Genomic DNA, 25,493 nt, shown 5'->3' on the forward strand with positions numbered 1-25,493 from the left:
TCGGCTTATGCACAATGGTGATGCTTTTGGGTACGGTGGTTCTGGAAATTTGTGCGCTGTGTCTCGGAATTCGGCAGGTTGTTGTTTCTATTCGACTTTTGGTTTGCGATTAAAAAGTGATCAGTCCGCGTCGTTCGCGTAGACGGAGGCGTTTCGGCGGGTTGCCCAGATTTCATCAACAAAGTTATCCACAGGTTCTGTGGGTAAGGCTCAGCGTTCGGCCAGAATCAGGATGTTCCGTGGGGTGAGCTGAGTAGGGCAGAAGCTGCCGAGCCTCACCTGGTAGCCCTGCTCCTCGAGATACAAGGCTCGGTCCAGTAGCAGCCAGAGTTCCAGGGGCCGACGGAACAGGCTGCGGGGGAGTTCCAGGTTGCGCACCACGGCTAATCGTTGCCAGCCGGCGATTTCCAGTGCCTTCCAGTCGCATTCTGCTGGCTGAGGGAGTGCCTTTAGCTCGCAGAGGTCCACGCAGTACGCGGAGAATGGCTTGTCCAGCCAGTTGGTGGCGAGAGAGGGAACGGTTAGGTAGCTGTCTTCGCCAGTCAATTTCCGTTGCAGCAGGTCGAACGCCAGCCTTCGTGCCATGGAGTTGTCGCGCTGGCGGCGGTCGCGAGCGCCGGCGGTGACGGTTTCGCTCATCGGCAGGCGCAGGTCGGCTCGGCTGAGATGCAGTGTGGACGCCTTGGCTGCTGCGGAAAGCGGCTCATAGCTCGGCGTCCGGATGCGGTTGTAGCAGCAGGGGGCGACGGCCAGTTGGCGGCAACCGGCCTCGCTGGCCAGTTGCAGCAGGCGCACATGCAGATCGCCACAGGCGTGCAGCGCAACCGCGGTGTGCTCGGCCGCAACGTGGCGTATGGCGTTGTCGGCCAGGGCATCTTGCTCGCGGTGCTGGGCGGCGAGACCAAGACGCTGGCTGAGTTGCTGGCCACCAGCTACCAGCCGCGGGTCGAGTTCGATGCAGGTCAGTGGTGTGCCGTCATGGGCCAGGCGCCGCCCCAGGTGCCCCTTGCCGGCGCACCAGTCCAGCCAATGCTCTGAGGACTGGCGAAAACCCAGTCGGCTGGCGAAGGCATTGATCTGCTGCCATTTGCGTCCGGGCACGTCCACCGTGAAGGCATTGGGTAGCGTTTCTGTCCATACCGCGGGCAGTTCGCCAATGCGGCAAAGTTCGGCGGAGCGAGCTGCAAGCTGTGGATAAGGGGCCGGCGCCTGCAATTCTTCAGGGCGATTGTGGATGGCGTCGGCATCGGCCAGGGAGCGTTCGCGGAGCCATACGGCCAGCTCAGGATGCTCGCTCTCCCAAGGCAGCGTCAGTTCGGTGAAGGGGGCCGGTCGCCAGATCGACTGATGCGCGCAGAGGAATTCATCGAGGGCGGTGAAGCGTTCCCGCAGGTGCGGGCCTTGGAGGGGCGCGGGGCTGGTCATGCTGGCGAAGCGATTGGCGTCAGGGGCGGCGATTATAGCGCCGCCAAGGCCGCTCCTCATCCGGGGACGAGGAGCGGTCGAGGCTCAGCGGCCCTGGAGGGCATCCACCCGCAGTTTGTGCTCGAGCAGGCGGAAGGCCCGAACCAACACGTAGGCGATCAGCAGGTAGAAGAGGCCGGCGGCAAAGAATATCTCCACCGGCAGGTAGGTGCGGGCGATGATCGTCCGCGCCATGCCGGTGAGTTCCAGCAAGGTGACGGTACTGGCCAGGGCGCTGGCCTTGATCATCAGGATCACTTCGTTGCTGTAGGCGGGCAGGCCGATGCGCGCGGCGCGCGGCAGGATGATGTAGACCAGTGCCTGGAAGCGTGACATGCCGAGCGCCCGTGCTGCCTCGATCTCGCCTGGCGGAACGGCCTGGATGGCACCACGCAGGATTTCGGCGATGTAGGCCGCCGTGTGCATGGTCATGGTGATCACGGCGCACCAGAACGGGTCGCGCAGGTAGGGCCAGAGCGGGCCTTTGCGCACCGATTCAAACTGCGCCAGGCCGTAGTAGACCAGGAAGAGTTGCACCAGCAGCGGCGTGCCACGGAAGAAGAAAATGTAGCCGTAGGGCAGGGCGCGAACGTACCAGTGGCGCGATGCGCGGGCGATGCCCATTGGCAGCGCGAGGATCAGGCCGGCGACCACCGCAATGGTCACCAGCTCCAGGGTCAGGACTGCGCCTTGGGCCAGTTGCGGCAGGTATTTGAGGATGACTTCCCAGTTCATGCTGCGCTCCGCTTGAAGCCACGGCCTGCGCGCTTCTCAAGCCAATGCATGCCGATCATCGCAAGGATGGTCAGGCCCAGGTAGATGAAGGCGGCCACCATGTAGAAGGTGAACGGCTGCTTGCTGGCGGTCACGGCGATCTGCGAACGACGCATGATTTCCTCGAGGCCGATCACGGAGACCAGTGCGGTGTCTTTCATCAGGATCATGAACAGGTTGCCCAGACCCGGCAGAGCGATGCGCCACATCTGCGGCAGGATGACCCGCCAGAGGATGCGCGCCTTGGACAGTCCGAGGGCCATGCCGGCTTCTCTGTGTCCTTTCGGTATGGCCAGGATGGCGCCGCGGAAGACTTCGGTGGCGTAGGAGCCGAAGCACAGGCCCAGGGCAATGGTGCCGGCGGCGAAGGCGTTGAGTTCCAGTTCTGGAAGGCCCAGCCATTCGCCAAGGGTGCGCATCAGGTTGACCGTGCCGAAGTAGATCAGCAGCACCCAGAGCAGCTCGGGGACCCCGCGCACGATGGTGGAATAGGTGCCACCCAGCCACTGCAGTGGCTTGATGGAGGAAGTCCTGGCCAATGCACCGAGCAGGCCGAGCACCAGTCCCACCGCCAGCGCGGAAAGCGCCAACTTGATGGTCATGAGGGTGCCCGCGGCCAGGGCTGGGCCGAATCCGTAAAGGTCGAGGGTCATGAGAGCTCAAGCGCCGGTGCCGCGCGAGGGCGGCACCGGACGGGCAGGTCAGTAGATGCTGAAGGGGAAGTACTTGTCGTTGATCTTCTTGTAGGTGCCGTCGGCAACGATTTCCTTCAGCGCGGCGTTCAGCTTCTCGCGCAGCGGGTCACCCTTGCGCACGGCAATGGCGATCTTGTCGTTGTCGAATACCGGGTCGCCCTTGAACTCGAAGTCCTTGCCCGCGTCGCTCTTGAGCCATTCCCAGTTCACGAACTTGTCGGCCAACACGCCGTCGACGCGACCGGAGGACAGGTCGAGGTAGGCGTTTTCCTGGGTGTCGTACAGCTTGATGTCGACAACGTCCTTCATGTTGTCTTCCAGCCAGGTGCCGGCGATGGTCGCGCGCTGGGCGCCGATCACCTTGCCTTTCAGGCTTGCCTTGTCAGTCTTGAAGTCAGTGCCTTTCGGGGCAATGAACTGCAGCTTGTTGGTGTAATAGGGGTCGGTGAAGTCGACGGCCTGCTTGCGCTCTTCGGTGATGGACATGGAGGCGGCGAGGAAGTCGAATTTCTTGGCGTTCAGGGCGGGGATGATGCCGTCCCAGTCGGAGGTGACCACTTCGCACTCGGCCTTCATCTTGGCGCAGAGAGCCTGGGCGATCTCGACGTCGAAGCCGCCGGCCTGGCCGCTGGCATCGATCAGGTTGAAGGGAGGATAGGCGCCTTCGGTGCCGATCTTGAGCTTGTCGGCGGCGACGGCGCTGGTGCCGAAGGCGAGGGTAGCGGCCGCGGCCAGCAGAATCTTCTTGTAGTTCTTCATTACGCTCTTTGCTCCGTGTTTTAGCGATTGCTGGACATGAATTGTTTACAGCGCGCCGATTGCGGGTTGTCAAATACCTTCTCTGGCGGACCCTGCTCTTCTACCAGTCCCTGGTGAAGAAAAACCACTTCGCTGGAGACGTTCCGGGCGAAGTTCATTTCATGGGTGACCAGCAGCATGGTCCGGCCTTCCTCGGCCAGCGCGCGGATCACGTTAAGCACTTCTTGTACCATTTCCGGGTCCAGCGCCGAGGTGGGTTCATCGAACAGGATGACCTTCGGTTGCATGGCCAGGGTGCGGGCGATGGCCGCACGCTGCTGCTGGCCGCCGGAAAGCTGGGTCGGATAGACATGGCGCTTGTCGGCGATACCGACCTTGGCCAGCAGGGCTTCGGCGATTTCGGTGGCCTCGGCCTTGCTCTGGCCAAGCACGCGGCGTGGCGCTTCGATGATGTTGTCGAGCACCGTCATGTGCGGCCAGAGGTTGAAATTCTGGAAGACGAAGCCGATCTCGCTGCGCATGCGATTGATCTGCTTGTTGTCGGCGGCGACCAATTCGCCTGTGCGGCTCTGCTTGAGCTTGAGCTCTTCGCCAGCTACGAGGATCTGGCCCTGGTGAGGGTTTTCCAGGAGGTTGATGCAGCGCAGGAAGGTGGACTTGCCGGAGCCGGAGGAGCCGAGGATGGAGATCACATCACCGTCATTGGCGGTGAGGGATATGCCCTTGAGCACTTCGAGATCGCCGTAGCGTTTGTGCAGGTTGCGGATTTCAAGCGCTGGCGTGGCTTGGGCCATGGGGGGTCCTCTTGTTTTTCGTGGGCACTCTGGCGGTGGGGCGGCCTTCCTGGCGAGGGCAAGCTAGCATAGCGCTTTGCCACGCGAAAGCCGACGAAGGCCCCTTGGATGGCTCTATGGGCGTGTTTGTCGCATCGCTGCAGTTGCTTGTCGCGGTAGCAAAAAAGCCTCGGCTGCAGGCTGAAGTGCCCGGAAGTTGCACCTTGGTGCAAGCTTTCTGCCTTTTTCCTTTTGGATCAATCAGTTATTGGATTGGCGTGACGAAAGCGCCGGGATCGGTCCCTGTTTGCCCAAGGGGCTGCGGTCTGTCCTGAAGCAGCGCGATGAGGGCGGGCTCGGGTAGGGGCTTGGCGAAGTAGTAGCCCTGGCCGAAATCACAGCCCAGGGATTTGAGAATCGTCAGGTGCCGTTGGGTCTCGACTCCTTCTGCTACGACTTCCAGTCCCAGGTTGCGGGCCAGGCTGAGGATGGTTTGCACGATTTGCAGGCCTTCCGGGCACTGGTCTAGCTGGATCATGAACGAGCGGTCGATCTTCAGGACGTCCAGCCGGAAGCGATGCAGGTAGCTCAGGGAGGAGTAGCCCGTGCCGAAGTCGTCGATGCTGATGCGTACGCCGAGGTCGTGTAGTTGCTGGAGCACGATGATGGTCCGCTCGGAGTCGGCCATGGATACGCTCTCGGTGATTTCCAAATGCACGCAATCTGGAAGGATGCCGGCTTCATTGATGATGGCGCCCACTTGCAGTACCAGGTCGTGTTGCGCGAACTGCCGGGCGGAGAGGTTGATGCTGACTGTCAGTGGCGGCTGAGTTGGCAGCTCGCGTTGCCAGCGAGCCACACTGCGGCAGGCTTCGCGCAGCACCCACAATCCGAGGGGCAGAATCAGTCCAGTATCTTCGGCAACCTGGATGAATTCGCCTGGGTAGACCAGGTCTCCTTCTGGAACCTGCCAGCGCACCAGTGCTTCGACACCGACCAGTTCCCCGCTGGCCAGGCAGACGATGGGCTGGTAATGGAGCACGAACTCGCCATTTTGCAGGGCGTTGCGCAGGCGTGTTTCCAGGGTCAGCCGGCCCACCGCCAGCTCGTGCAGGCTGTGGTCGAACATCTCGAAGCGGTGCTTGCCCAGCGTCTTGGCGCGATACATGGCGAGGTCCGCGTGGCGCAGGATTTCCTCGGCCGATTCGTAACCCAGGTCGCTTGGCGCGATACCGATGCTGGCGCTGATATAGAGCTGCTCGCCATTGATCAGGAAAGGTGGCTCCAGGGCGTCGAGAAGGCGCTCGGCGACTCGTACCGGGGCGTCGGGATTGCCGATGCAGTCCAGCAGGATGGTGAATTCATCGCCGCCCATGCGTGCCAGTGTGTCGGTCTGTCGCAGGCAGCCACCCAGGCGCGTGGCGACCTGGATGATCAACAAGTCGCCGGCGAGGTGTCCGAGGCTGTCGTTGACCAATTTGAAGCGGTCGAGGTCGATGAACAGGACGGCGAAGGCTGCTTCCCGGTGCCGGTTGCAGCGAGCTACCGCGCGGGAGAGTCGATCAGAGAAGAGCGCGCGGTTGGGCAGGCCGGTCAGCGGATCATGGAAGGCGTCGACCAGTTGCTCTTCGGCGCGTTTGCGTTCGACCACTCGCCCCATCTGGACGCCGATCTGTGCCATCAGGTGCAGCAGCTTCTCATCGGGCTCCAGCACGCAGTTGGCGAAGAACTCCAGTACGCCGACGACCTCGCTGCCCGCCAACACAGGGAAGGCCGCCGCGGCCCGGAGGCCGGCTTGGCCCGCGGCATCCACGCGGCAAAATTCGGGGGTCTGACTGATATCGGCGATCCACGCCGGGGTGCCGCTGCAGAGCACGCGGCCAGGTAGGCCGAAGCCCGGAGGAAACTCCATGGTTTCGGTTACCTGGCGGAATTCGTGGAAGCGCTGCTCATCGGCGTAGTGCCAGATTGCAGCCGAGCGCAGCCGCGCTTCGCCTTCGACTTGGTCGGTCAGGTAGGCGTGGCCGATCTGCCAGCCGGTGTACTGGCAGACGCTGGCTACAGTGAAACTCAGTCCGTCGGCTACGGTCGCGGCACCGTTGGCGGCATCGGCGATGGATTCGAGCAATTGCAGCTGCAGTTGTTTTTCGTAGAGTTCGCGCAGGCCGTGCTCGGCTATCTGCTCCGCTTCCAGGCGCGCCTGGTGTTCGCGTTGCAGGCGCCGGCGAAGTTTGTCGGCTTCCGGATCGCGCGATGCACCGTCCATGCTCGATCAGCCCTGGCAATTGCCGTAGAAGGTGATTCGGCAGCGGCATTCATTGTCGCCGCGGTGCATGCAGGCAAGGTGGTCGATGCCCAGAGACTCTCCAAAATGCATCGCCGCACCCTCGATGAAGCCGTGGGCCAGTGCACATAGGCGGCGTGGCGAGCGGTAGGTCATCATCAGTGTGCCGTCGGGGTCGTCGCGGAACCCGAAAGTGGGAACGTCCGCGCCGGGATAGATCATGCGAACTTCGGGATGAATGATCTGATTGACGCTGAGGATGAAGGAGTGCGTCGAGTCGTGGGCATCGAAATAGGCCGGGTAGCGTTTGGCTAATAACGGCATGGCCTCGCGGCCGAACCAGCGCAGCACTTCGAAGGAGGGCATGTCGAGGGCCTCGGCGGCGGCGGCCACCAGGCGGTAGATGTGCTCGTCGGGGTAGCTGCCGAGGGCCGTGTATACACCGTCCAGGCCGCTGCCATCCAAAAGGGCGTCCCAGGCATCTTCGCCCTGGTGCCGGGTGACCACTTCTTCGAGCAGGTTGAAGACGATTCCCTTCATGCAGCCCCCCCCAGGTGCCCTCGGGTCGAGTCCCGTTGGGGGCTGCTTCGAGGCGCTTCGCAGTGAGGTTAGCAGCGCCGTTCATATCGTGCCCGGCGGCTTTGAGGGGTGCTGAAAACAAAAAGCCCCAGCACATGGCCGGGGCTCTTTGGATGGTATTAGTGGTGCCCAGGGACGGAATCGAACCGCCGACACGGGGATTTTCAATCCCCTGCTCTACCAACTGAGCTACCTGGGCAACGGGGCGCTATTAAACGGATTTGCCGGCCCCTCGTCAACACCCTTTTGAAAATTTTTTTAGTTATTACGGGCGCTTACGCGCTTGGGGGGACGTAACCCTCTGCCTGGGCGTAGTCCTCGCCGGAAAGGAACTTGTCCATTTCAGCCTGTAGGAACTTGCGGTCCTCGGCGTTCATCATGTTCAGGCGGCGCTCGTTGATCAGCATGGTCTGGTGGGCCTGCCACTCATCCCAGGCCTTCTTCGAGACGTTGTTGAAGATGTCCTCGCCCTTGGCGCCCGGATACGGCGGACGCTCGAGGCCCGGCAGTTCCTCTTTGTATTTGCGGCACATGATGGTGCGGGTCATCGCGGTTCTCCTGCATTCAATACGTCGGCCGCGCGCTTGAGTAGCTTCTTCACCGGGGCTGCTAGCCCCAGGCGCGGCGGGGTGGCGAGGTTATACCAGAGCCAGTCGCCCTCGGCCACGGCGGGGGCGCTGCCTTCCACGGCCACCAGCCAGGGCTCGATGGCCAACTGGAAGTGACTGAACGTATGCGTCAGGCCGGGCAGTTCGCGGCGCTCGCCAAGGCGCAAGGCATGCTGGCTCGCCAGCGGGGCGAGCGCGTCGAGATCGTCCATTTCCGGCAGGCTCCAGAGCCCGCCCCAAAGTCCGCTCGATGGCCGGCGGTAAAGCAGGATGGAGCCATCTCGGCTGGCCAGCAGGGGCATCAGCGTGCGCTTCTGCGGCAGGGACTTGCGCGGCTTCGGGACGGGGTAGTGGGTCTCCCGGCCAAGCTGGTGCGCGCGGCAGCCTTTCTGTAGCGGGCACAGCAGGCAGCTGGGCTTGCTGCGGGTACAAAGGGTGGCGCCCAGGTCCATCATCGCCTGGGTGTAGTTGTTGACCCGCGCATGAGGGGTGAAGCGCTCGGCTACTTCCCAGAGCTGCTTTGCCACTTTCGGCTCGCCCGGGTAACCGTCCTGCGCGACGTAGCGGGCCAGTACGCGCTTGACGTTGCCGTCGAGAATCGGTGCGCGCAATCCCATGGACAGGCTGGCGATGGCGCCGGCGGTGGAGCGGCCAATGCCCGGCAGCTCCGCGAGTTGGTCTACATCGCGCGGGAATTCGCCGCCGTACTCGGCCACGACCTGCTTCGCGGTCTTCTGCAGGTTGCGGGCGCGAGTGTAGTAGCCAAGGCCGGTCCAGAGGTGCAGCACTTCGTCTTCCGGCGCTGCGGCCAGGTCCTGCACGCTGGGCAGGGCTTCCATGAACCGGTCGAAGTAACCCAGGACCGTGCTGACCTGGGTCTGCTGCAGCATGATTTCGGATACCCAGACGCGATAGGGAGTAATGCCCTGCTGCCAGGGCAGATCCTTGCGGCCGTGGCCGTCGTACCAGTCGAGTACGGCGCCGGAGAACTGCTCGGGGGTCATCGTTTGAACAGCCCCTTGAGCGCGTCCTTGAGTTCCGGGCTGACCTTGTCGCCGAGCTTTTCTTCGAGTTTTTCGTTGAGCTTGTCTCCGGCCAGCTTGGCGGCGACCTTGCCCATGCCGTCCTTGTCCAGACGACAGGCCTTGGCGCCCAGTTCCAGCGGGCCGCGGCAGCGCAGTGGCCACTCGATGCCGACATAGCGCTCGTTGACCTGGCAGGCCGGGTCCGGCATTGCGCTCTTGTCACCTTCGATGATCACGCCGACGCGGTAGTCCAGGCCAAGCACGCGCAGGTCCACGGCTCCGTCGCCCTTGACGCTCAGGCCGGGAATGCTGGCGAGCAGGTCGGGGTTGGTGGCTACGCCGTTGTTGAAGGCGAGGGAGCCCTTGAGTTCGCGGAAGGGGGTCTCGCTGCCACCGCGGGTTTCACTCAGGCTCTTGCGATTAAGGGTGGCGATGCCCTGGCAAAGCTGCTGTTCGAGGTTGGCGTCGAGCAATGCCCCGTCGTTCAAGGCAAAGCTGGCCGTGCCGTTAAGGCCATCGATCCACGCCTTCTGGCTATTGCCGCTGCTGGTGATGTTGGTGTTGAGGTCGAGCAGGCCGCGCACCGGGGGTTTCTGGTCCTGGGCCTGGAGGAGTTTCTCCACCGGCACGTTGTTGATGCGTTTCTGCGCCTTGAGCAGCGGCACGGCCGGACGCGCGTCGATCTGCGCGTTGGCCACGAAGCTGCCGCCGAACAGGCCACCGCGCAGGTCTTCCAGTGTCAGCAGGCCGCCTTTGCCGTTGGCCTTGAGGCTGACGTCATCCATGGGCAGCTTGTCGACGGTGAGCTGGCCGAAGTTAAGGGTGGCCTCAAGGTCGACCTTGCGCAGCTGATCCACAGGCAGTACCGGGTTTTCGCTCCAGGCAGCCTGGGTAGGCGCATTGGGCAGAGGCGTGTTGCCCTGGCTGGCTGCGGCCACGGCGGGCTTCACCTCGGCCTGGCGGGCGGTCTGGGCTTCCTGTTTGGCCTTGGACTTGGGCGGCAGGTAGCGATCGAGGTCCAGCTTGTCGCCCTTGAGCTGAATGCGTACGGCTTTCCTGGCGAAGTCAGCCACGGCCAGGCGGCCACTGAGGGTACTGTCGTCGAGCTTCAGGTTCAGGCCTTCAAGAGCGAGGCTGTTGGCGCTGCCGTTGAGCTTGGTGACCAGCTCGAGTTTCTGCAGGGTCGTGGCGTCGCTCATCGGCGGCAACTCCACACCGATGCCGGTGAGGAATTCGCGCAGATTGAGTGGGGCGATGGACAGGCCGCCTTCCAGCCGCGCGTCCTTGTCCAGGTCATGCACTTTCAGTTCGCCGAGGGCGCGCAACTGGTTGCCTGACAGCTTGAGTCCGTTCCACTCGGCGACGTTCGCTGCCAGGTCGGCAAGCAGTTGGCCCTGGGCATTGAAGGTAAGGGTCTTGCCCTTGAACGGTTCGCCCGAGGCTTCGCCGTTCAGCTTCAGGTCTTCCAGCTGGTAGCGCTTGAGTGCGCGTTCGAAGCGCAGGTTGGCAACGAGTTCGGTCTTGGCGCGCAGTACCGGTTGGTTGGTGCCAAAGAAGGCGCTGAGCTTGAGTGGAATACTGGTGCCTTCGCGGATGGCGCCTGTGGTCAGCTCGATGCCTTCAGCGCTGAATTGCTTGCCGCTCTTGGCATCGGTGTAGTCGATGCGGGCGTTGTGCACGGTGAGGCTGTCGATATCCAATTTGATCGGGCGTGCGGGCTCTTCGTCACTGGGCGCCGGTTTGGTCTCTTCCGCAGGGGCGCTGGGCGTTGGGGTGCCTGTCTGGGCGGTTTCCGGCGCCTTGGCCGGGCGGCCGATATCTTCCCAATTACCGCGGCCTTTTTCGTCGCGCTGCAGGTCAAGGTTGAGACCTTCTACACGGATGTCGCTCATCTGCACTTCACGGCGCAGCAGTGGCAGTACGCGCACCGACAGGCCAATCATGTCGAGATTGGCGAAAGGTTTTTCCGGGGTGACGGCGCTGGCCAGGGTCGCCTGGTGCAGTTCGAGGCCAAGCCAGGGGAACAGGCTCCAGCCGATATCGCCGTTCAGGGTAAGTTCCAGGTTGGCCTTGTCCCGGGCCAGTTGCTGGATTTCATCCTTGTAGTCGTTCGGGTCGAACAGGTGGGTCAGGGCGAAGCCCAGGGCCACTATGATCAGCAACAGCCCGACGAAGATAAGGCCCAGAATTTTGCCGAAGGCTTTCATTGGCCAGTCCTTGTGGTGGATCGTGTGTGAATTGAAGGTGCCGAGTATAGCGCCGGGCCATTAGCGATGGCGCGTGGCGGCACGAGGCTCGGTGCCCTGGTCAGGGACTTTGGATGGTGATTTTCGCCGTCGGTTCAGCGCAGCGGCCGGGCGTTGGCTTAGAGGCTTTCCAGCGGCAGGTGCAGATGCGCGGCCAGTGCCTGGCATTCCAGGTGGTCCAGTGGAGCGGCCAGGTGCAGAGATTTGCCTGATTCCCGTGCCAGGCGTACGGCTTCTTCCACAATTCGACGGCCGACGCCGCGATGGCGGGTTACTTTGCGCACGCACAGATGGGACAGTCGCCAATGAGTTTCGCCGCGCTCCAGAAGGGCTGCGCCCAGCAGGCGGTCGTTGAAACGCCCCGTAAAAAGCAGGCCATCGGCCTCGCCGCATGTCACCAGTTCCGCCGCGCTGGCGTAGGGCGCAAGCAACCAGTCAGGGGCGTCGGCGTAGATTTTCGCCAGGTCGCCACGGTCCTGTTCGGAGGGGCTGTTCGGGGTCTCGACGATCACGGGCATGGTGGCTCCTGGAGGGCATTGCGGGCGCGGCCCGGCAGTGTAAACGCCGCCGACCGTCGTCGGTAGCGGCGCTAATGGCCTGCGGCCTATAATGGCGCTCTTTTTCGTGAGCCTTTTTGTGGAGCTGGTGATGGCCGAACGCACGGCGTCCGTCGAACGCAATACCCTGGAAACCCAGATCAAGGTTTCGATCAACCTGGATGGCACCGGCAAGGCACGCTTCGATATCGGCGTACCTTTCCTCGAGCACATGCTCGACCAGATCGCCCGTCATGGCCTGATCGACCTGGATATCGAGTGCAAGGGCGATCTGCATATCGACGACCACCATACCGTGGAAGACGTCGGTATCACCCTTGGCCAGGCCTTCACCCAGGCGATCGGCGACAAGAAGGGCATCGTCCGCTATGGCCATTCCTATGTGCCCCTGGATGAAGCCCTGTCTCGCGTGGTCATCGACTTCTCCGGCCGTCCCGGCCTGCAGATGCACGTGCCCTTCACCCGTGCCGTGGTTGGTGGCTTCGACGTCGACCTGTTCCAGGAATTCTTCCAGGGCTTCGTCAACCACGCTCTGGTGAGCCTGCACATCGACAACCTGCGTGGCCATAACACCCACCACCAGATCGAGACCGTGTTCAAGGCATTCGGTCGTGCCCTGCGCATGGCCGTCGAGCGTGATCCGCGCATGGCTGGCCAGATGCCCTCCACCAAGGGCGTGCTCTGATGCAGACGGTTGCAGTCATCGACTACGGCATGGGCAACCTGCACTCGGTCGCAAAGGCTCTGGAACACGTCGGTGCAGGCCGCGTCCTGGTCAGCAGTGACGCCAACGTGATCCGCGAAGCCGACCGGGTGGTTTTCCCCGGTGTTGGCGCCATCCGCGATTGCATGGCCGAGATCCGTCGCCTGGGCTTCGACGAGCTGGTACGCGAAGTCAGCAAGGATCGCCCGTTCCTCGGCATCTGCGTCGGCATGCAGGCGCTGCTGGAGCGCAGCGAAGAGAACGACGGCGTCGATTGCATCGGCCTGTTCCCTGGCCAGGTACGCTTCTTCGGCAAGGGCCTGGTGGAAGATGGCGAGCACCTGAAGGTGCCGCACATGGGCTGGAACGAGGTGGAGCAGAGCGTCGCCCACCCGCTCTGGCACAACATTCCCGACCGCGCGCGTTTCTACTTCGTGCACAGTTACTACATCGAGGCGGGCAATCCCAAGCAGGTGGCCGGTCGCGGCCATTACGGCAAGGACTTCGCCGCGGCGCTGGCCGAGGGTTCGCGCTTCGCCGTGCAGTTCCACCCGGAAAAGAGCCACACCCACGGCCTGCAGTTGTTGCAGAACTTCGCCGCCTGGGACGGCCGCTGGTAAGCATGAGCCGCGCGAAGAAGGCCCCGGGCCTGCAACTCGACGCCGCCCAGACCGACACTGCGGTGCTGGCGATCAAGCGTTTCATGGCTGATCGCTTCGAGCTGGAGCTGGGGTCCTTCGAGGCTGAGGAAGTGCTCGACTTCTTCGCCCGGGAATTCGCGCCGCATTTCTACAACAAGGCGATCTTCGATGTGCAGGCGCACCTGAAAGACAGGTTCGAGAGCATCGAAAGCGACTTGTGGGCGCTCGAGAAAGACTGAGCGTCAAGCCGATACCACTGACTTCGAACAGGTTGAACCGATGCTGATTATCCCCGCTATCGATCTGAAGGACGGCGCCTGCGTGCGTTTGCGCCAGGGCCGCATGGAAGACTCCACCGTATTCTCCGACGACCCGGTGAGCATGGCTGCCAAATGGGTGGAAGGTGGCTGCCGTCGCCTGCACCTGGTGGACCTCAACGGTGCCTTCGAGGGCAAGCCGGTGAACGGTGAGGTGGTCACTGCAATCGCCAAGCGCTATCCGAACCTGCCGATCCAGATTGGCGGCGGTATCCGCTCCCTGGAAACCATCGAGCACTACGTCAAGGCCGGTGTCAGCTACGTGATCATCGGCACCAAGGCGGTGAAAGAGCCTGAGTTCGTCACCGAGGCCTGCAAGGCTTTCCCGGGCAAGGTCATCGTCGGCCTGGATGCCAAGGATGGATTCGTCGCCACTGACGGCTGGGCTGAAGTCAGCAGCGTGCAGGCCGTCGACCTGGCCAGGCGTTTCGAGGCTGATGGCGTCTCCGCCATCGTCTACACCGACATCGCCAAGGACGGGATGATGCAGGGGTGCAACGTCGAGGCTACTGCAGCCCTGGCCGCTGCCAGCCGCATCCCGGTGATCGCTTCCGGTGGTATCCACAACCTCGGTGACATCGAGAAGCTGCTCGCCGCCAAGGCCCCCGGCATCATCGGTGCCATTACCGGCCGCGCCATCTACGAAGGCACCCTGGACGTCGCCGAGGCCCAGGCCTTCTGCGACAGCTACAAGGGTTAATCGACGGCTAACGGTGCGCGCGGCGCACCCTGCGATAGCTGAAGCCCTCTCTGGCCGAGCGAGCCGCTCAGCCACCAGGCGCCTGGCGCGCAGCGACGAGACAGTACTTCAGGACGGCGAGGAGCGAGCACCACGCAACGACGTGGATGTGCGGCGCAGCCGGTAACAGAGGGTTTCAGTATGGCTTTGGCAAAACGCATCATCCCCTGCCTCGACGTGGACAACGGCCGCGTGGTCAAGGGCGTCAAGTTCGAGAACATCCGCGACGCCGGTGACCCGGTGGAAATCGCCCGCCGCTACGACGAGCAGGGCGCCGACGAGATCACCTTCCTCGACATCACTGCCAGCGTCGACGGTCGTGATACCACCCTGCACACCGTCGAACGCATGGCCAGCCAGGTGTTCATCCCGCTGACCGTTGGCGGTGGCGTGCGCACCGTGCAGGACATCCGCAATCTGCTCAATGCCGGCGCCGACAAGGTATCGATCAACACGGCCGCGGTCTTCACGCCCGAGTTCGTTGGCGAGGCCGCCGCGCGTTTCGGCTCGCAGTGCATCGTGGTCGCGATCGACGCCAAGAAGGTTTCCGCACCTGGGGAAACACCGCGCTGGGAAATTTTCACCCATGGCGGGCGCAAACCCACTGGCCTCGACGCCGTGGCCTGGGCGAAGAAGATGGAAGACCTGGGGGCCGGCGAGATTCTTCTCACCAGCATGGACCAGGACGGCGTGAAGAGCGGCTATGACCTTGGCGTGACCCGTGCCATCAGCGAAACCGTCGGGATTCCGGTGATCGCCTCCGGCGGCGTCGGCAATCTTGAGCACTTGGCGGCCGGTATTCTCGAAGGCAAGGCTGACGCCGTGTTGGCAGCCAGTATCTTCCACTTCGGTGAGTACACCGTGCCCGAGGCCAAGGCGTATCTCGCCAGCCGTGGAATCCTCGTGCGCTGAGCACGATTCTTGCCTAGCATTCGCCCAGGCTGTCTGCGTGACGGACTTCGCAGCCTGGGTTGCTGATGCCCGAGCCTTGCTCCCGCAAGGTTAAGCTCAGCGCATTTCCCATCTCTCCTGGAAGGTAGTCGCATATGTCGAAACGCCTGCTGCTGGCGCTGGCTGGCACCCTGATGGTGTTTGTCGGCGCCGCCCGCGCCGAAGTGGATGAGAACTACAGCGTCGTTCTCCTGACCGAAAACTTCCCGCCCTACAACATGTCGATCAACGGGAAGAACTTCGCCCAGGAAGACAACATCGACGGTATCGCCGTCGACATCGTGCGTGAGATGTTCAAGCGCGCCGGGGTCAAGTACAGCCTGACCCTGCGCTTCCCCTGGGATCGTATCTACAAGCTGGCGCTGGAGAAGCCGGACTACGGCGTCTTCGTGACTGCTCGACTGCCTGAGCGTGAGCAGTCCTTCAAGTGGGTCGGCCCGATCGGTCCGGATGACTGGATCATGCTGGCCCGTGCCGACAGCCAGATCGCACTCGGCAGCCTGGAAGATGCGCGCAAGTACAAGGTGGGTGCCTACAAGGGCGACGCTATCGCCGAATACCTGGGCCAGCAGAAGCTCGAGCCCATCACCGCCCTGCGCGACCAGGAAAACGCGAAGAAACTGGAGAAGGGGCAGATCGATCTCTGGGCAACCGGCGATCCGGCTGGCCGTTACCTGGCCAAGCAGGAAGGCGTGGGCGGCCTGAAGACCGTGCTGCGTTTCAACCAGGCCGAGCTGTTCCTGGCGCTGAACAAGGAGGTCCCCGACGAAGTGGTGAAGAAGCTGCAGGGCGCGCTGGACCAGATGCGCGCCGAAGGTTTCGTCGACGAGATTCTCAACAGCTACCTGTAACGGGTAGCGCTTCGAAAGTAGTTACAAGACCTCAGCGACCGGCCAAAAGCCGGTCGCTTGCCATGGAAGGCAGGACGGGTCGAGCCGTACGTCCGTGGGTGGGGAGCCCACGCAAGGAAGCCGCTTAGCCACAACCACAAATCAAGCGAGCGGTATGACAATGCAGAAGTTGATCCAACGTGCCCTGACCCTGGGCCTGATGTTCCTCGCCTTCACAGCGCGCGCCGAAGTGCCGGCGGATTACAAGGTGGTGTTGCTCACCGAGAACTTCCCGCCGTTCAACATGGCGGTGGATGACAAGAACTTTGCCCGTGACGACGGCATCGACGGTATCAGCACCGATATCGTGCGCGAGATGTTCAAGCGCGCCGGCATCAACTACAGCCTGACCCTGCGCTTCCCCTGGGACCGCCTCTATCGCCTGACCCTGGACAAGCCCAGCTACGGCCTGTTCTCCACCACCTTCACCCCTGAGCGCCAGCCACTGTTCAAGTGGGTCGGCCCCATTGCCAAGACCGAGTGGGTGCTGCTTGCCGCACCGGGCAACAACCTCAGCGTCAAGGACCTGAAAAGCGCCTCCCAGTATCGAATCGGCGCCTACAAGAACGATGCGGTCAGCCAGCACCTGGAGAGCCAGGGCATGGCACCGCAGAACGCCCTGCGCGACCAGGAAAACGTGAAGAAGCTGCTCAAGGGCCAGATCGACCTCTGGGCCACCACCGATCCGGTGGGCCGTTACCTGGCCAAGCAGGAAGGCGTCACCGGTCTGCAGACCGTGCTGCGCTTCAACAGCGCCGAGCTCTATCTGGCCTTCAACAAGGACACGCCGGACGAGGTCATCGAGCGCCTGCAGAAGGCTCTCGACCAGATGCGCAGCGACGGTTACGTCGACGAGATCACCCAGAACTATCTGTAATCGCCGGCTTATTCGCGATGCTTTTCTGTAGGGGCGATTTCAATCGCCAAGGGCGGCGAAGCCGCCCCGTGAGGGCTTGCAGGGCAGACCTGCGGCCTGCTTGGCGAATGAATTCGCCCCTACAAGGTGTCCCGACCGCCTACCGGTAAACCCCCGCCTTGCCATGGGCCGCCATGGCTCGATTGCCGCGCAGGGCGATCAGCATTTCCACATCGATCAGTTCGAAGCCCCTTTCCTTCAGGCGCGGCAACTCGCGCTCGAGCAGCTCCAGGGTCGCCGGATGCGGATGGCCGATCATCAGTGCCGAGCCTTGCTTTCGCGCGAGCTTGAGGGCGGCATCGAACTGCGCGGCTACGGCGGCCGGGCTCTGGTCGTCATCGAGGAAAATGTCCCGCGAGAGGCTGGGCAGCCCGACTTTCTGGGCTTCGGCGGCGGCCACCGTGGCGGCGCTGGTGCGGCTGTCGATGAAGAAGCGGTGCTCCTGCTGCAGGCGATGCATCAGCCAGGACATGGCTGGGCGCTGGGCAGTCATGCGGCTGCCCATGTGGTTGTTCAGGCCGCGTGCGTAAGGCACCTGGCGCAGTGCGGAGTCGAGGCGCTTCTCAAGCTCGGCTGTGGATAACTCAGGGCGCCAGGCGTAAGGACCGGTGGCCGGGTCCATGGGTAGGTGCAGCATCACGGTCTTGCCTGCTGCGTGAGCGGCCTCGGCCAGTTCGCGGGAGTGGCGTGCATCCGGCAGGATGGAAAGCGCCACCGGGCCGGGTAGGGCAAGGACGCGACGGTCTCGGACGGGGGTCTGGCCCAGGTCATCGATCACCAGGGCCAGCCGCGCGACAGGGGCGGCCCAGGCACCAGCTGCCGTCGCGCTCAACCACAGCGCCAGCAGCCAGATGCCCCATTTCATGTCAGTTCTTGCGAGTGACGTTCAGGCCTTTCAACAGGTTGAGGGCCTGACTGAGTTGGAAGTCGTCGTCCTGCGGGCGTGGTTCCGCGGATTTCTTGCTCGAACTCGGGCGGTCGGCGCCGCCATTGCCATTGCCGAGGTGGCCTGCGAGGTCGGCTTCCTTGAAGGTTTCGCCGTCCTGCTCGCGGGTTACCTTGGCACGTGCTACCTCGATATCCGGGACGATGCCCTGGGCCTGGATCGAGCGGCCGTTCGGGGTGTAGTAGAGCGCAGTGGTCAGCTTCAGGGCGCGGTCGTTGTTCAGCGGCAGAACGGTCTGCACCGAACCCTTGCCGAAACTGTCGGTGCCCATCAGAACACCACGCTTGTGGTCCTGCAGCGCGCCGGCAACGATCTCGGCTGCCGAGGCACTGCCGCCATTGATCAGCACCACCAGTGGTACGCCTTCACTGGCGTCGGCCGGGTCGGCGGAGAAGCGAAGCTCGGAGTTGGCGATGCGGCCCTTGGTGTAAACGATCAGACCCTTACGCAGGAAGTGGTCGGAGACTTCCACTGCTGACTGCAACACGCCGCCCGGGTTGTTGCGCAGGTCCAGGACCAGGCCGGAAAGCCGGCTGCCGTTGTCCTTGCGCAGCTTGGCCAGGGCCTTGCCGACTTCTTCGCCGGTGTTGACCTGGAACTGGGTGATGCGCAAGTAGCCATAGCCTTTCTCGAGCAGCTGGCTCTTCACGCTCTTGACCTTGATCGCGGCGCGCACAAGTTCAACGTCGAAGGGCTGCCCGCCATCGCGTACCAGGGTCAGGGTGATCTTGCTGCCGGCCTTGCCGCGCATCTTGTCGACCGCTTCCATCAGCGAGATGCCCTTGGTCGGCTGGCCGTCGATCTTCACGATCAGGTCGCCAGGCTGGATGCCGGCCTTGGATGCCGGCGTGTCATCGATGGGGGAAACCACCTTGACGAAGCCGTCCTCGGTGCCGACCTCGATGCCGAGGCCGCCGAATTCACCACTGGTGCTTTCCTGCAGCTCCTGGAAGTCTTCTGGCTCCAGGTAGGCGGAATGCGGGTCGAGGTTGCTGAGCATGCCCTTGATGGCGTTTTCCAGCAGGGTCTTGTCGTCAACTGGCTCGACGTATGCGGATTTGATGCGGTCCAGCACCTCGGCGAAGGTTCGCAGCTCGTCAAGTGGCAGCGGCGCCTTGCCGTTCACCGCGGTGGCAGGGAGGGTTGCCGGCTCCTCGGCGGCCAGCAGCTGCGAGGCGCCACCGAGCAGCGCCAGTGCCATGGCCAGGGAAGTGAGGCGGGACAAATGCGGCATGCGAAACTCCTGCTAGATGGGATGGCGCCTATCCTTGCGCGCGGCACCACTGTGCCGGGTCGGTGGGTCGGCCCTGCTGGCGAATGGCGAAGTACAGCGCGGGCGTGTCCTGCCCGCCGCTGTTGCCGACGGTGGCGATGGATTCGCCCGCCTTCACGATATCGCCGGCACTTTTCAATAGACGCTGATTGTGTCCGTAGAGACTCAGATAGCCATTGCCATGATCGAGAATGACCAGAAGCCCGGCGCCGCGCAACCAGTCAGCGAAAACCACGCGACCGCCGTGTACAGCGCGGACAGAGCTGCCTTCGCTGGCGCCGATCAGCACGCCATCCCATTTTGCGCGGGAGTCGCCGCCACGGGCCGAGCCGAAACGCGCCACCAGTCGGCCATCCACCGGCCAGGGTAACTTGCCGCGCGCCTGGGCGAAGGGGCCACCGAAGTTGCCACCGGTGCTGGATACCATCGGTCCGCTAGTGGGCCTGGCTGGGCTGCCGGCTGGATGCTCGCGGAGCTGGCGCTGCTGTTCCGCGAGGGCACGCTTGCGGGCTTCCTCAGCCTCGCGGGCCTCACGCTCCTGGCGAGCCAGCGTCTCTTCGATGGTCTTGAGTACCTTGCCGAGCTGCTCCTGGTCCTGCTGGCGGGACTTGAGCTTCTTGTCGCGGTCGCTGACGTCCTGGTTGAGCTTGGCCAGGGCCTGCTGACGCTCCTTGCGCGCCGCCGCCAGTTGCTCGCGACGGCCATCGAGCGCTGCCTTCTGCTCGTTGAGCTGGTTCTGCTGGACAGTAATTTCCTGCTCGACGTTGTTCAGCTGGCGAAGGGTTTCGTTGAATGCGGCCAACTGCTCCAGGCGCGCCTTGCTCAGGTAGTCGTAGTAAGTAAGGGTGCGGGCGAACTTCTCGGGGTGCTGCTGGTTGAGCAGCAGCTTGACATATTCCTGCTGGCCGCTCTGGTAGGCGGCGCGGGCCTGGATACCGATCAGGCGCTGCTGTTCAGCGCGCGCTTCCTGGAGTTTTTTTTTCTCCTCGCCCAGGCGCTGGACTTCGCCTTCGCTGTCCTTGAGCTCCTGCTGCAGGTCTTTGACCTGCTGCTCCAGGTTGCCCATTTCGGTTTCGGTCTTCTTCAGGTCGGCCTGGACGCCGGACTTTTCGTCCTGCAACTGCTTCAGCAGTTTCTTCAGTTCGGCGACATCCTTGCCGGCCTGGTCCAGCTGCTGCTGGGTTTCGGCGCGTTGGTCGGCCATGACCGGGGTGGTCAGGCTGGCGAAGATAACGAGGGCGAGGGCGCGAAGCATGGGGGGTGGGGTACCAGGGGGGAGGACCGGCCTAGTATGCCCGTGGCGCGGGGCAAAAAAAACGCCCGGAACCAGAGGTTCGGGGCGTTTCCTGACAAGGCGCGCAGATTTGCTGCGCCTGGGCCGCGCCATGGCGTCGGCCCGGGTCGATCATTGCAGTTCGACGATGGTCTTGCCGGACATCTCGGCCGGTACCGGCAGGCCCATCAGGGTCAGCAGGGTCGGGGCCACGTCGGCCAGCACGCCGCCTTCGCGGATCTTCGCCGGGCGCTTGCCAACATAGATGAAGGGCACCGGCTCGCAGGTGTGCGCTGTATGGGCCTGACCGGTCATTTCGTCTTCCATCTGCTCGACGTTGCCGTGGTCGGCAGTGATCAGCGCTTCGCCGCCGACCTTGTCCAATGCTTCGACGATGCGGCCGACGCAGTTGTCCAGGCACTCCACGGCCTTGACCGCAGCTTCGAACACGCCGGTGTGGCCGACCATGTCGCCGTTGGCGTAGTTCACCACGATCACGTCGTAGCGCTGGTTCTCGATGGCATCGACGATCTTGTCGGTGACTTCGGGGGCGCTCATTTCCGGCTGCAGGTCATAGGTGGCGACCTTGGGCGACGGGATCAGAATGCGCTCTTCGCCTTCGAAAGGCTCTTCACGGCCACCGGAGAAGAAGAAGGTCACGTGAGCGTACTTCTCGGTCTCGGCGATGCGCAGCTGGGTCTTGCCGTTCTTCGCCAGGTATTCGCCCAGCACGTTTTCCAGGGATTCCGGCTTGAAGGCGCTGGGAGCGGGGATGCTCGCCGCGTACTGGGTCAGCATCACGTAGCCGGCCAGTTTCAGCTCGCGCTGGCGGGCGAACTCCTTGAAACCGGGCTCGACGAAGGCGCGGGACAGTTCACGGGCGCGATCGGCGCGGAAGTTCATGAAGATCACGGCGTCGCCATCTTCCACTTTCACCTGATCGCCAATGCGGGTGGCTTTCACGAACTCATCGCTCTCGCCGCGCTCATAGGCCGCGGCTAGGCCTTCAACCGCGCTGGCAGCGGTGAATTCGGCCTGGCCTTCGGTAATCAGGTTGTAGGCGGCTTCCACGCGGTCCCAGCGATTGTCGCGGTCCATGGCGAAGTAGCGGCCGATGAGGCTGGCGACGCGACCCTTGCCGAGGCGGGCGAAGGTTTCGTCCATCAGCTTGATGGAGGGCTCGGCGCTCTTGGGCGGCGTATCACGGCCGTCGAGGAAGGCGTGCAGGTAGATCTTCTCGGCGCCGCGCTGGGCGGCCAGTTCGGCCATGGCAACCAGGTGGTCCTGATGGCTGTGCACGCCGCCATCGGAAAGCAGGCCCATGAAATGCACGGCCTTGCCGGCAGTCACGGCCTTGTCCACTGCGGTGGTGATTTCCGCGTTGGTGAAGAAGTCACCGTCGCGGATCGACTTGGTCACGCGGGTGAAGTCCTGGTAAACCACGCGGCCTGCACCCAGGTTCATGTGGCCGACTTCGGAGTTGCCCATCTGTCCGTCAGGCAGGCCGACGTCCATGCCGCTACCTGAAATCAGGCCATGGGGCTGGGTGGCGCGCAGGCGATCGTAGACTGGGGTGCTGGCGGCGTAGATGGCGTTGTATTCGGGGCTGTCACTGTGACCGAAACCGTCCAGGATGATCAGGACCAGGGGTTTGGGCGTGGCTGTCATAGTGTCCGACTCGTCTGCGGCAATAGAAGGAAAGTTGCGGGCAAGGCCCCGGAAAAAGGACGCGGCATTCTACGTTCTGGTTCCATCGGCGTCACCGCCGGACGGGGTTTGGCCGACCTGTGGGGCTGTGTATACTGGCCGGCATTTTACCGTCCCGGAAGCCGACGATGCTCGCTAAGCTGATTGAATTTGCCACTAACCACTATGTACTGAGTGGATCGTTCGTGCTGCTGCTGGCCCTGCTGCTGGCCCACGAACTGCGCCGCAGTGGCCGCGCCATCTCCACCCGCGAGCTGACCTCGCTGGTCAACGGCGGTCAGGCCGTAGTGCTGGACGTGCGCGGCACCAAGGATTTCTCCGGCGGCCATATCGTCGACGCCCTGAACATCCCCTACGAAAAGCTCGCCAGCCGCCTCGCCGAACTGGAGAAGCACAAGGACAAGGCCATCATCGTGGTCGACTCCATGGGTCAGCACGCCGGCACTGTCTGCCGCGACCTGAAAAAGGCCGGCTTCAATGCCATCAAGCTGTCCGGCGGTATCGGCACCTGGCGTGGCGACAACCTGCCGCTGGTGAAGTGAGATGGCCGGGACAGTCATCTATTCGAGCGCCTGGTGCCCTTTCTGCATCCGTGCCAAGCAGCTGCTGGACAGCAAGGGCGTGCGCTATGAAGAGATCAGCGTCGACGGCAACCCCGCAATTCGTGCCGAGATGACCCGCAAGGCCGGGCGCACCTCGGTGCCGCAGATCTGGATCGGCCAGACCCACGTGGGCGGCTGTGACGATCTGTACGCCCTGGAACGTGCCGGCAAGCTCGACGCGTTGCTCCAGGCCAGCCCGCAAACGGAAACGCACTAGAACAAGGCAGAACCATGACCGAACAAGCAAGCAACGGCGCCAACCAGAACCCTCAGTTCTCCCTGCAGCGCATCTACGTGCGCGACCTGTCCTTCGAAGCGCCGAAGAGCCCGGAAATCTTCCGCCAGGAGTGGGCGCCGAACGTTGCCCTGGACCTGAACACCCGTCAGAAGCAACTGGACGGCGACTTCCACGAAGTCGTGCTGACCCTGTCCGTGACCGTGAAGAACGGCGAAGAAACCGCCTTCATCGCTGAAGTGCAGCAGGCCGGCATCTTCCTGATCAAGGGCCTGGATGCGGCTTCCATGAGCCACACCCTGGGTGCCTTCTGCCCGAACATCCTGTTCCCCTACGCCCGTGAAACCCTGGATAGCCTGGTTATCCGTGGCTCCTTCCCGGCGCTGATGCTCTCCCCGGTGAACTTCGACGCCCTGTACGCCCAGGAACTGGCGCGTCTGCAGGCTGCTGGCGAAGCCCAGGCCTGATTATCAGGCTCCATGAAAAAGCGCCCTTCGGGGCGCTTTTTCATTGGGGTGAGGAAACCCTGTAGGGGCGAATGAATTCGCCCCTACAGGGAAAGTGCGTCCGGAAACGCTCTGCGCCATTCAATCCAGGCTGAAATCATGCTGCCGCCACGCCTCGTAAACCGCCACGGCAACGGTATTGGACAGGTTCAGGCTGCGGCAGTTGGGGCGCATCGGCAGGCGCAGGCGTTGTTCCGGGGGCAGGCTTTCACGGACTTCCTGGGGCAGGCCACGGCTTTCCGGACCGAAGAGGAAGGCGTCGCCCTTCTCGAAGGCCACTTCATGGAACAGTTTGGTGCCCTTGGTGGTGAAGGCGAATACCCGAGGTTGGCCCAGGGCCGCCAGGCAGCTTTCCAGGTCGCTGTAGCGCTTGAGCGTGGCGTACTCGTGGTAGTCCAGCCCGGCACGGCGCAGACGCTTGTCGTCCAACTCGAAACCGAGGGGTTCGATCAGGTGAAGGTGGCAGCCAGAATTGGCGCACAGCCTGATAATGTTGCCGGTGTTCGGCGGAATTTCCGGTTGAAACAGGATGACGTGAAACATGGGTAGCCCCGGGCCCGAAGACGGGCGGCATTCTACTCCCGATGATGATCCGCGACCGAGCCTATGGCCGCGCTTTTTGTTCTCCCTTGCCCTGCTGGGGCTGCTGGTTGGAATGATGCTCGGCCGCCTGACAGCGCCGGAGCCCGTGCACCTGGAGCGGATCGAAGTGCGCCAGGGTGGCCTGGCTCTCTGGTTCGACCACGAACCCGAAGTGCGCGAGGAAGCGTTGGAAGGCGCCTACGCACTGGTGATGGGTGCGGATGGGCAGTCTGCCAAGGGCCAATTGATCCTGGGCGATGCGCCGGTGAGCTGGAAAGTGTTGCGCTCGACCCACGGGGTGATGGTGCGCTTCGTTGCGGCGCGGCCACTGCACGGAGAGTGGCGCGGTGCCGCGGAGAATGGACGCTGGCGGCTGGAGGTCAGCCTGCGCGCCGAATAAGAAAGGGGATTCCCCGGCCTGCCTGTACCAAGGCCCCCTGAAGGGTGGTCACCCGCCGTGACGAGTGACGCGGTCCTGCATCGGGCCTTGGCGTGGCCCGAGGCGACTGGATTCCAGTGCGCCTGTGGATAAAAGAGGGGATTCCCCGGCCTGCCTGTACCAAGGCCCCCTGAAGGGTGGTCGCCCGCCATGGCGAGTGACGCGGTCCTGCATCGGGCCTTGGCGTGGCCCGAGGCGACTGGATTCCAGTGCGCCTGTGGATAAAAGAGGGGATCCCCGGCCTGCCTGTACCAAGGCCCCCTGAAACCTGGTCGCCCCAGGGCGACGCTGTCTTGCTTAGCCCCTTCTGGGGCCGTGGCGGCTAGAGGTCAGCCTGCCTGTCATAAGAGTGGGGATTCCCTGGCCTGCCTGAACCAGGGGCCCCAAAACCGCTGTTGCCTGGACTATTGCAGGGGGCGTGCCAGTTTTCCGGAGAGTCGTCCGATGAGCCTTATGACCCAGCGGTAAGCCGCGCCATTGCTGACGTTGACGATGGTGTGCGGGCTTCTGGATAGGTGCTTTGGGGTGGATTTCATACCAGCCGTGAAGCACTTTTTTGAGGCGGGAAGGTGAATCTGGCACCAGGGATGATCCTTTTTCCTGGTCCGAACCGGCTGGGAACGATTGAAAAGGACCCCGTCGAGGCGGGGCCCATTTCGGCATCAGTGCTTGGGGGAGGCGAGGTAGTCTTCGGTGGATTGGCACTTGCGCAGCCGCTCCACCTTCAACGAGAAACCCTTCGGCGCGCGAATGCCGATACGTGAACGGCCGCCTTCCATTGGGCCTACCACGATCTCGATGCCTGTCGTTCGAAGCATCTGCGCCAGTTCGGCGTCGCTACAGCCGTCCAGCGCCTTGAGTCTCAGAACGTCTCCTTCCTTTCGAATACCCATATGTAACTGCATGGTTTTCATCCTGTCTCTGGTTCAGGTCCGGGCAGCATCACGCCCTGATTCGCCGGGGTCCACGACCTCAGGGAAAACCAGATTTTTCATACGGGGGAGTTGGA

28 protein-coding genes and 1 tRNA gene are annotated in these 25,493 nt (G+C 63.1%); 11 read left to right on the plus strand and 18 right to left on the minus strand.

Annotation, left to right across the window (positions count from 1 at the left end; all coding sequences use genetic code 11):
- Positions 1 to 210 precede the first annotated feature (210 nt).
- The 12 genes from D6Z43_RS21560 to D6Z43_RS21615 all read right to left on the minus strand — a co-directional run bounded on the left by D6Z43_RS21560 (position 211) and on the right by D6Z43_RS21615 (position 11,725).
- Positions 211 to 1,425, minus strand: a complete 1,215-nt coding sequence (locus tag D6Z43_RS21560; RefSeq protein ID WP_120655328.1) for a methyltransferase — start codon at positions 1,423 to 1,425, stop codon at positions 211 to 213.
- 84 nt (positions 1,426 to 1,509) lie between these two features.
- Complete coding sequence (locus tag D6Z43_RS21565; protein ID WP_120654081.1) at positions 1,510 to 2,199, minus strand: ABC transporter permease; 690 nt, start codon at positions 2,197 to 2,199, stop codon at positions 1,510 to 1,512.
- The gene (locus D6Z43_RS21570) at positions 2,196 to 2,891 is read right to left on the minus strand and encodes an ABC transporter permease (protein WP_120654082.1); all 696 of its coding nucleotides are present in this window, start codon (positions 2,889 to 2,891) and stop codon (positions 2,196 to 2,198) included. The genes D6Z43_RS21565 and D6Z43_RS21570 overlap by 4 nt, the downstream gene beginning before the upstream one ends.
- A 48-nt stretch (positions 2,892 to 2,939) precedes the next feature.
- Complete coding sequence (locus D6Z43_RS21575) at positions 2,940 to 3,692, minus strand: ABC transporter substrate-binding protein (protein WP_120654083.1); 753 nt, start codon at positions 3,690 to 3,692, stop codon at positions 2,940 to 2,942.
- 20 nt (positions 3,693 to 3,712) lie between these two features.
- Positions 3,713 to 4,486 carry an ABC transporter ATP-binding protein gene (locus tag D6Z43_RS21580; RefSeq protein WP_120654084.1) on the minus strand — a complete coding sequence of 258 codons (774 nt, stop codon included), beginning with the start codon at positions 4,484 to 4,486 and terminating at the stop codon, positions 3,713 to 3,715.
- A 244-nt stretch (positions 4,487 to 4,730) separates the two neighbouring features.
- Positions 4,731 to 6,731: a bifunctional diguanylate cyclase/phosphodiesterase gene (locus tag D6Z43_RS21585; RefSeq protein WP_120654085.1), complete on the minus strand. Its 2,001-nt coding sequence runs from the start codon at positions 6,729 to 6,731 to the stop codon at positions 4,731 to 4,733.
- Positions 6,732 to 6,737: 6 nt separating this feature from the next.
- Positions 6,738 to 7,289, minus strand: a complete 552-nt coding sequence (locus D6Z43_RS21590) for a heme NO-binding domain-containing protein (protein WP_120654086.1) — start codon at positions 7,287 to 7,289, stop codon at positions 6,738 to 6,740.
- A 162-nt stretch (positions 7,290 to 7,451) separates the two neighbouring features.
- Positions 7,452 to 7,527, minus strand: a tRNA-Phe gene (locus tag D6Z43_RS21595).
- Positions 7,528 to 7,603: 76 nt separating this feature from the next.
- Positions 7,604 to 7,876 (minus strand): oxidative damage protection protein, encoded by a 273-nt coding sequence (locus D6Z43_RS21600; protein ID WP_077525683.1) that lies wholly within the window; start codon positions 7,874 to 7,876, stop codon positions 7,604 to 7,606.
- Positions 7,873 to 8,940, minus strand: a complete 1,068-nt coding sequence (gene mutY, locus D6Z43_RS21605; protein ID WP_120654087.1) for an A/G-specific adenine glycosylase — start codon at positions 8,938 to 8,940, stop codon at positions 7,873 to 7,875. The genes D6Z43_RS21600 and mutY overlap by 4 nt, the downstream gene beginning before the upstream one ends.
- Positions 8,937 to 11,168, minus strand: coding sequence for an AsmA family protein (locus D6Z43_RS21610; protein ID WP_120654088.1), 2,232 nt, complete (start codon positions 11,166 to 11,168; stop codon positions 8,937 to 8,939). The genes mutY and D6Z43_RS21610 overlap by 4 nt, the downstream gene beginning before the upstream one ends.
- A 158-nt stretch (positions 11,169 to 11,326) precedes the next feature.
- The gene (locus D6Z43_RS21615; protein WP_120654089.1) at positions 11,327 to 11,725 is read right to left on the minus strand and encodes an acetyl-CoA sensor PanZ family protein; all 399 of its coding nucleotides are present in this window, start codon (positions 11,723 to 11,725) and stop codon (positions 11,327 to 11,329) included.
- A gap of 130 nt (positions 11,726 to 11,855) precedes the next feature.
- Here D6Z43_RS21615 and hisB point away from each other — a divergent pair, with 130 nt between their 5' ends.
- The 7 genes from hisB (at position 11,856) to D6Z43_RS21650 (ending at position 16,882) form a co-directional block, all read left to right on the plus strand.
- Positions 11,856 to 12,449 (plus strand): imidazoleglycerol-phosphate dehydratase HisB, encoded by a 594-nt coding sequence (hisB, locus tag D6Z43_RS21620; protein WP_028629882.1) that lies wholly within the window; start codon positions 11,856 to 11,858, stop codon positions 12,447 to 12,449.
- Positions 12,449 to 13,087: an imidazole glycerol phosphate synthase subunit HisH gene (gene hisH, locus D6Z43_RS21625; RefSeq protein ID WP_120654090.1), complete on the plus strand. Its 639-nt coding sequence runs from the start codon at positions 12,449 to 12,451 to the stop codon at positions 13,085 to 13,087. The genes hisB and hisH overlap by 1 nt, the downstream gene beginning before the upstream one ends.
- Positions 13,088 to 13,089: 2 nt before the next feature.
- Positions 13,090 to 13,347 carry a DUF2164 domain-containing protein gene (locus tag D6Z43_RS21630; protein ID WP_120654091.1) on the plus strand — a complete coding sequence of 86 codons (258 nt, stop codon included), beginning with the start codon at positions 13,090 to 13,092 and terminating at the stop codon, positions 13,345 to 13,347.
- Between the two features lie 40 nt (positions 13,348 to 13,387).
- Positions 13,388 to 14,125 (plus strand): 1-(5-phosphoribosyl)-5-[(5-phosphoribosylamino)methylideneamino]imidazole-4-carboxamide isomerase, encoded by a 738-nt coding sequence (hisA, locus tag D6Z43_RS21635; protein WP_016495212.1) that lies wholly within the window; start codon positions 13,388 to 13,390, stop codon positions 14,123 to 14,125.
- Between the two features lie 180 nt (positions 14,126 to 14,305).
- On the plus strand, positions 14,306 to 15,076 hold the full coding sequence (gene hisF, locus D6Z43_RS21640) for an imidazole glycerol phosphate synthase subunit HisF (RefSeq protein ID WP_077525689.1): 771 nt from the start codon (positions 14,306 to 14,308) through the stop codon (positions 15,074 to 15,076).
- A 134-nt stretch (positions 15,077 to 15,210) separates the two neighbouring features.
- On the plus strand, positions 15,211 to 15,966 hold the full coding sequence (locus D6Z43_RS21645) for an ABC transporter substrate-binding protein (protein ID WP_120654092.1): 756 nt from the start codon (positions 15,211 to 15,213) through the stop codon (positions 15,964 to 15,966).
- 160 nt (positions 15,967 to 16,126) lie between these two features.
- Positions 16,127 to 16,882, plus strand: coding sequence for an ABC transporter substrate-binding protein (locus D6Z43_RS21650; protein WP_120654093.1), 756 nt, complete (start codon positions 16,127 to 16,129; stop codon positions 16,880 to 16,882).
- Positions 16,883 to 17,021: 139 nt separating this feature from the next.
- Here D6Z43_RS21650 and D6Z43_RS21655 read toward each other — a convergent pair whose 3' ends face one another.
- The 4 genes from D6Z43_RS21655 to gpmI form a co-directional block, all read right to left on the minus strand.
- The gene (locus tag D6Z43_RS21655) at positions 17,022 to 17,786 is read right to left on the minus strand and encodes a divergent polysaccharide deacetylase family protein (RefSeq protein ID WP_120654094.1); all 765 of its coding nucleotides are present in this window, start codon (positions 17,784 to 17,786) and stop codon (positions 17,022 to 17,024) included.
- A 1-nt stretch (position 17,787) separates the two neighbouring features.
- A complete protein-coding gene (locus tag D6Z43_RS21660; RefSeq protein ID WP_120654095.1) occupies positions 17,788 to 19,101 on the minus strand; it encodes a S41 family peptidase in 1,314 nt (437 codons plus the stop codon).
- Positions 19,102 to 19,129: 28 nt separating this feature from the next.
- A complete protein-coding gene (locus D6Z43_RS21665; protein WP_120654096.1) occupies positions 19,130 to 20,395 on the minus strand; it encodes a murein hydrolase activator EnvC in 1,266 nt (421 codons plus the stop codon).
- Positions 20,396 to 20,545: 150 nt separating this feature from the next.
- Positions 20,546 to 22,081, minus strand: a complete 1,536-nt coding sequence (gpmI, locus tag D6Z43_RS21670; RefSeq protein ID WP_120654097.1) for a 2,3-bisphosphoglycerate-independent phosphoglycerate mutase — start codon at positions 22,079 to 22,081, stop codon at positions 20,546 to 20,548.
- Positions 22,082 to 22,248: 167 nt separating this feature from the next.
- Between gpmI and D6Z43_RS21675 the strand changes: the two genes are divergently transcribed.
- From D6Z43_RS21675 to secB, 3 genes are read left to right on the plus strand one after another with little or no spacing between them, the layout of a single operon-like run.
- The gene (locus tag D6Z43_RS21675) at positions 22,249 to 22,662 is read left to right on the plus strand and encodes a rhodanese-like domain-containing protein (RefSeq protein WP_120654098.1); all 414 of its coding nucleotides are present in this window, start codon (positions 22,249 to 22,251) and stop codon (positions 22,660 to 22,662) included.
- Between the two features lies 1 nt (position 22,663).
- A complete protein-coding gene (gene grxC / locus D6Z43_RS21680; protein ID WP_120654099.1) occupies positions 22,664 to 22,939 on the plus strand; it encodes a glutaredoxin 3 in 276 nt (91 codons plus the stop codon).
- 14 nt (positions 22,940 to 22,953) lie between these two features.
- The gene (gene secB / locus D6Z43_RS21685; protein ID WP_120654100.1) at positions 22,954 to 23,424 is read left to right on the plus strand and encodes a protein-export chaperone SecB; all 471 of its coding nucleotides are present in this window, start codon (positions 22,954 to 22,956) and stop codon (positions 23,422 to 23,424) included.
- A gap of 120 nt (positions 23,425 to 23,544) precedes the next feature.
- Here the strand turns inward: secB and trmL are convergent, their stop codons facing one another.
- Entirely contained in the window at positions 23,545 to 24,006 is a 462-nt protein-coding gene (trmL, locus tag D6Z43_RS21690) for a tRNA (uridine(34)/cytosine(34)/5-carboxymethylaminomethyluridine(34)-2'-O)-methyltransferase TrmL (protein WP_120654101.1), read from the minus strand.
- Between the two features lie 76 nt (positions 24,007 to 24,082).
- Here trmL and D6Z43_RS21695 point away from each other — a divergent pair, with 76 nt between their 5' ends.
- Positions 24,083 to 24,445: a hypothetical protein gene (locus D6Z43_RS21695; protein ID WP_305955674.1), complete on the plus strand. Its 363-nt coding sequence runs from the start codon at positions 24,083 to 24,085 to the stop codon at positions 24,443 to 24,445.
- Between the two features lie 701 nt (positions 24,446 to 25,146).
- On the opposite strand, the gene D6Z43_RS21700 is transcribed toward D6Z43_RS21695, so the two are convergent.
- Positions 25,147 to 25,398, minus strand: a complete 252-nt coding sequence (locus D6Z43_RS21700) for a hypothetical protein (protein WP_256660897.1) — start codon at positions 25,396 to 25,398, stop codon at positions 25,147 to 25,149.
- Positions 25,399 to 25,493: the final 95 nt, after the last annotated feature.

Source organism: Pseudomonas sp. DY-1 (assembly GCF_003626975.1).
GTDB lineage: Bacteria > Pseudomonadota > Gammaproteobacteria > Pseudomonadales > Pseudomonadaceae > Metapseudomonas.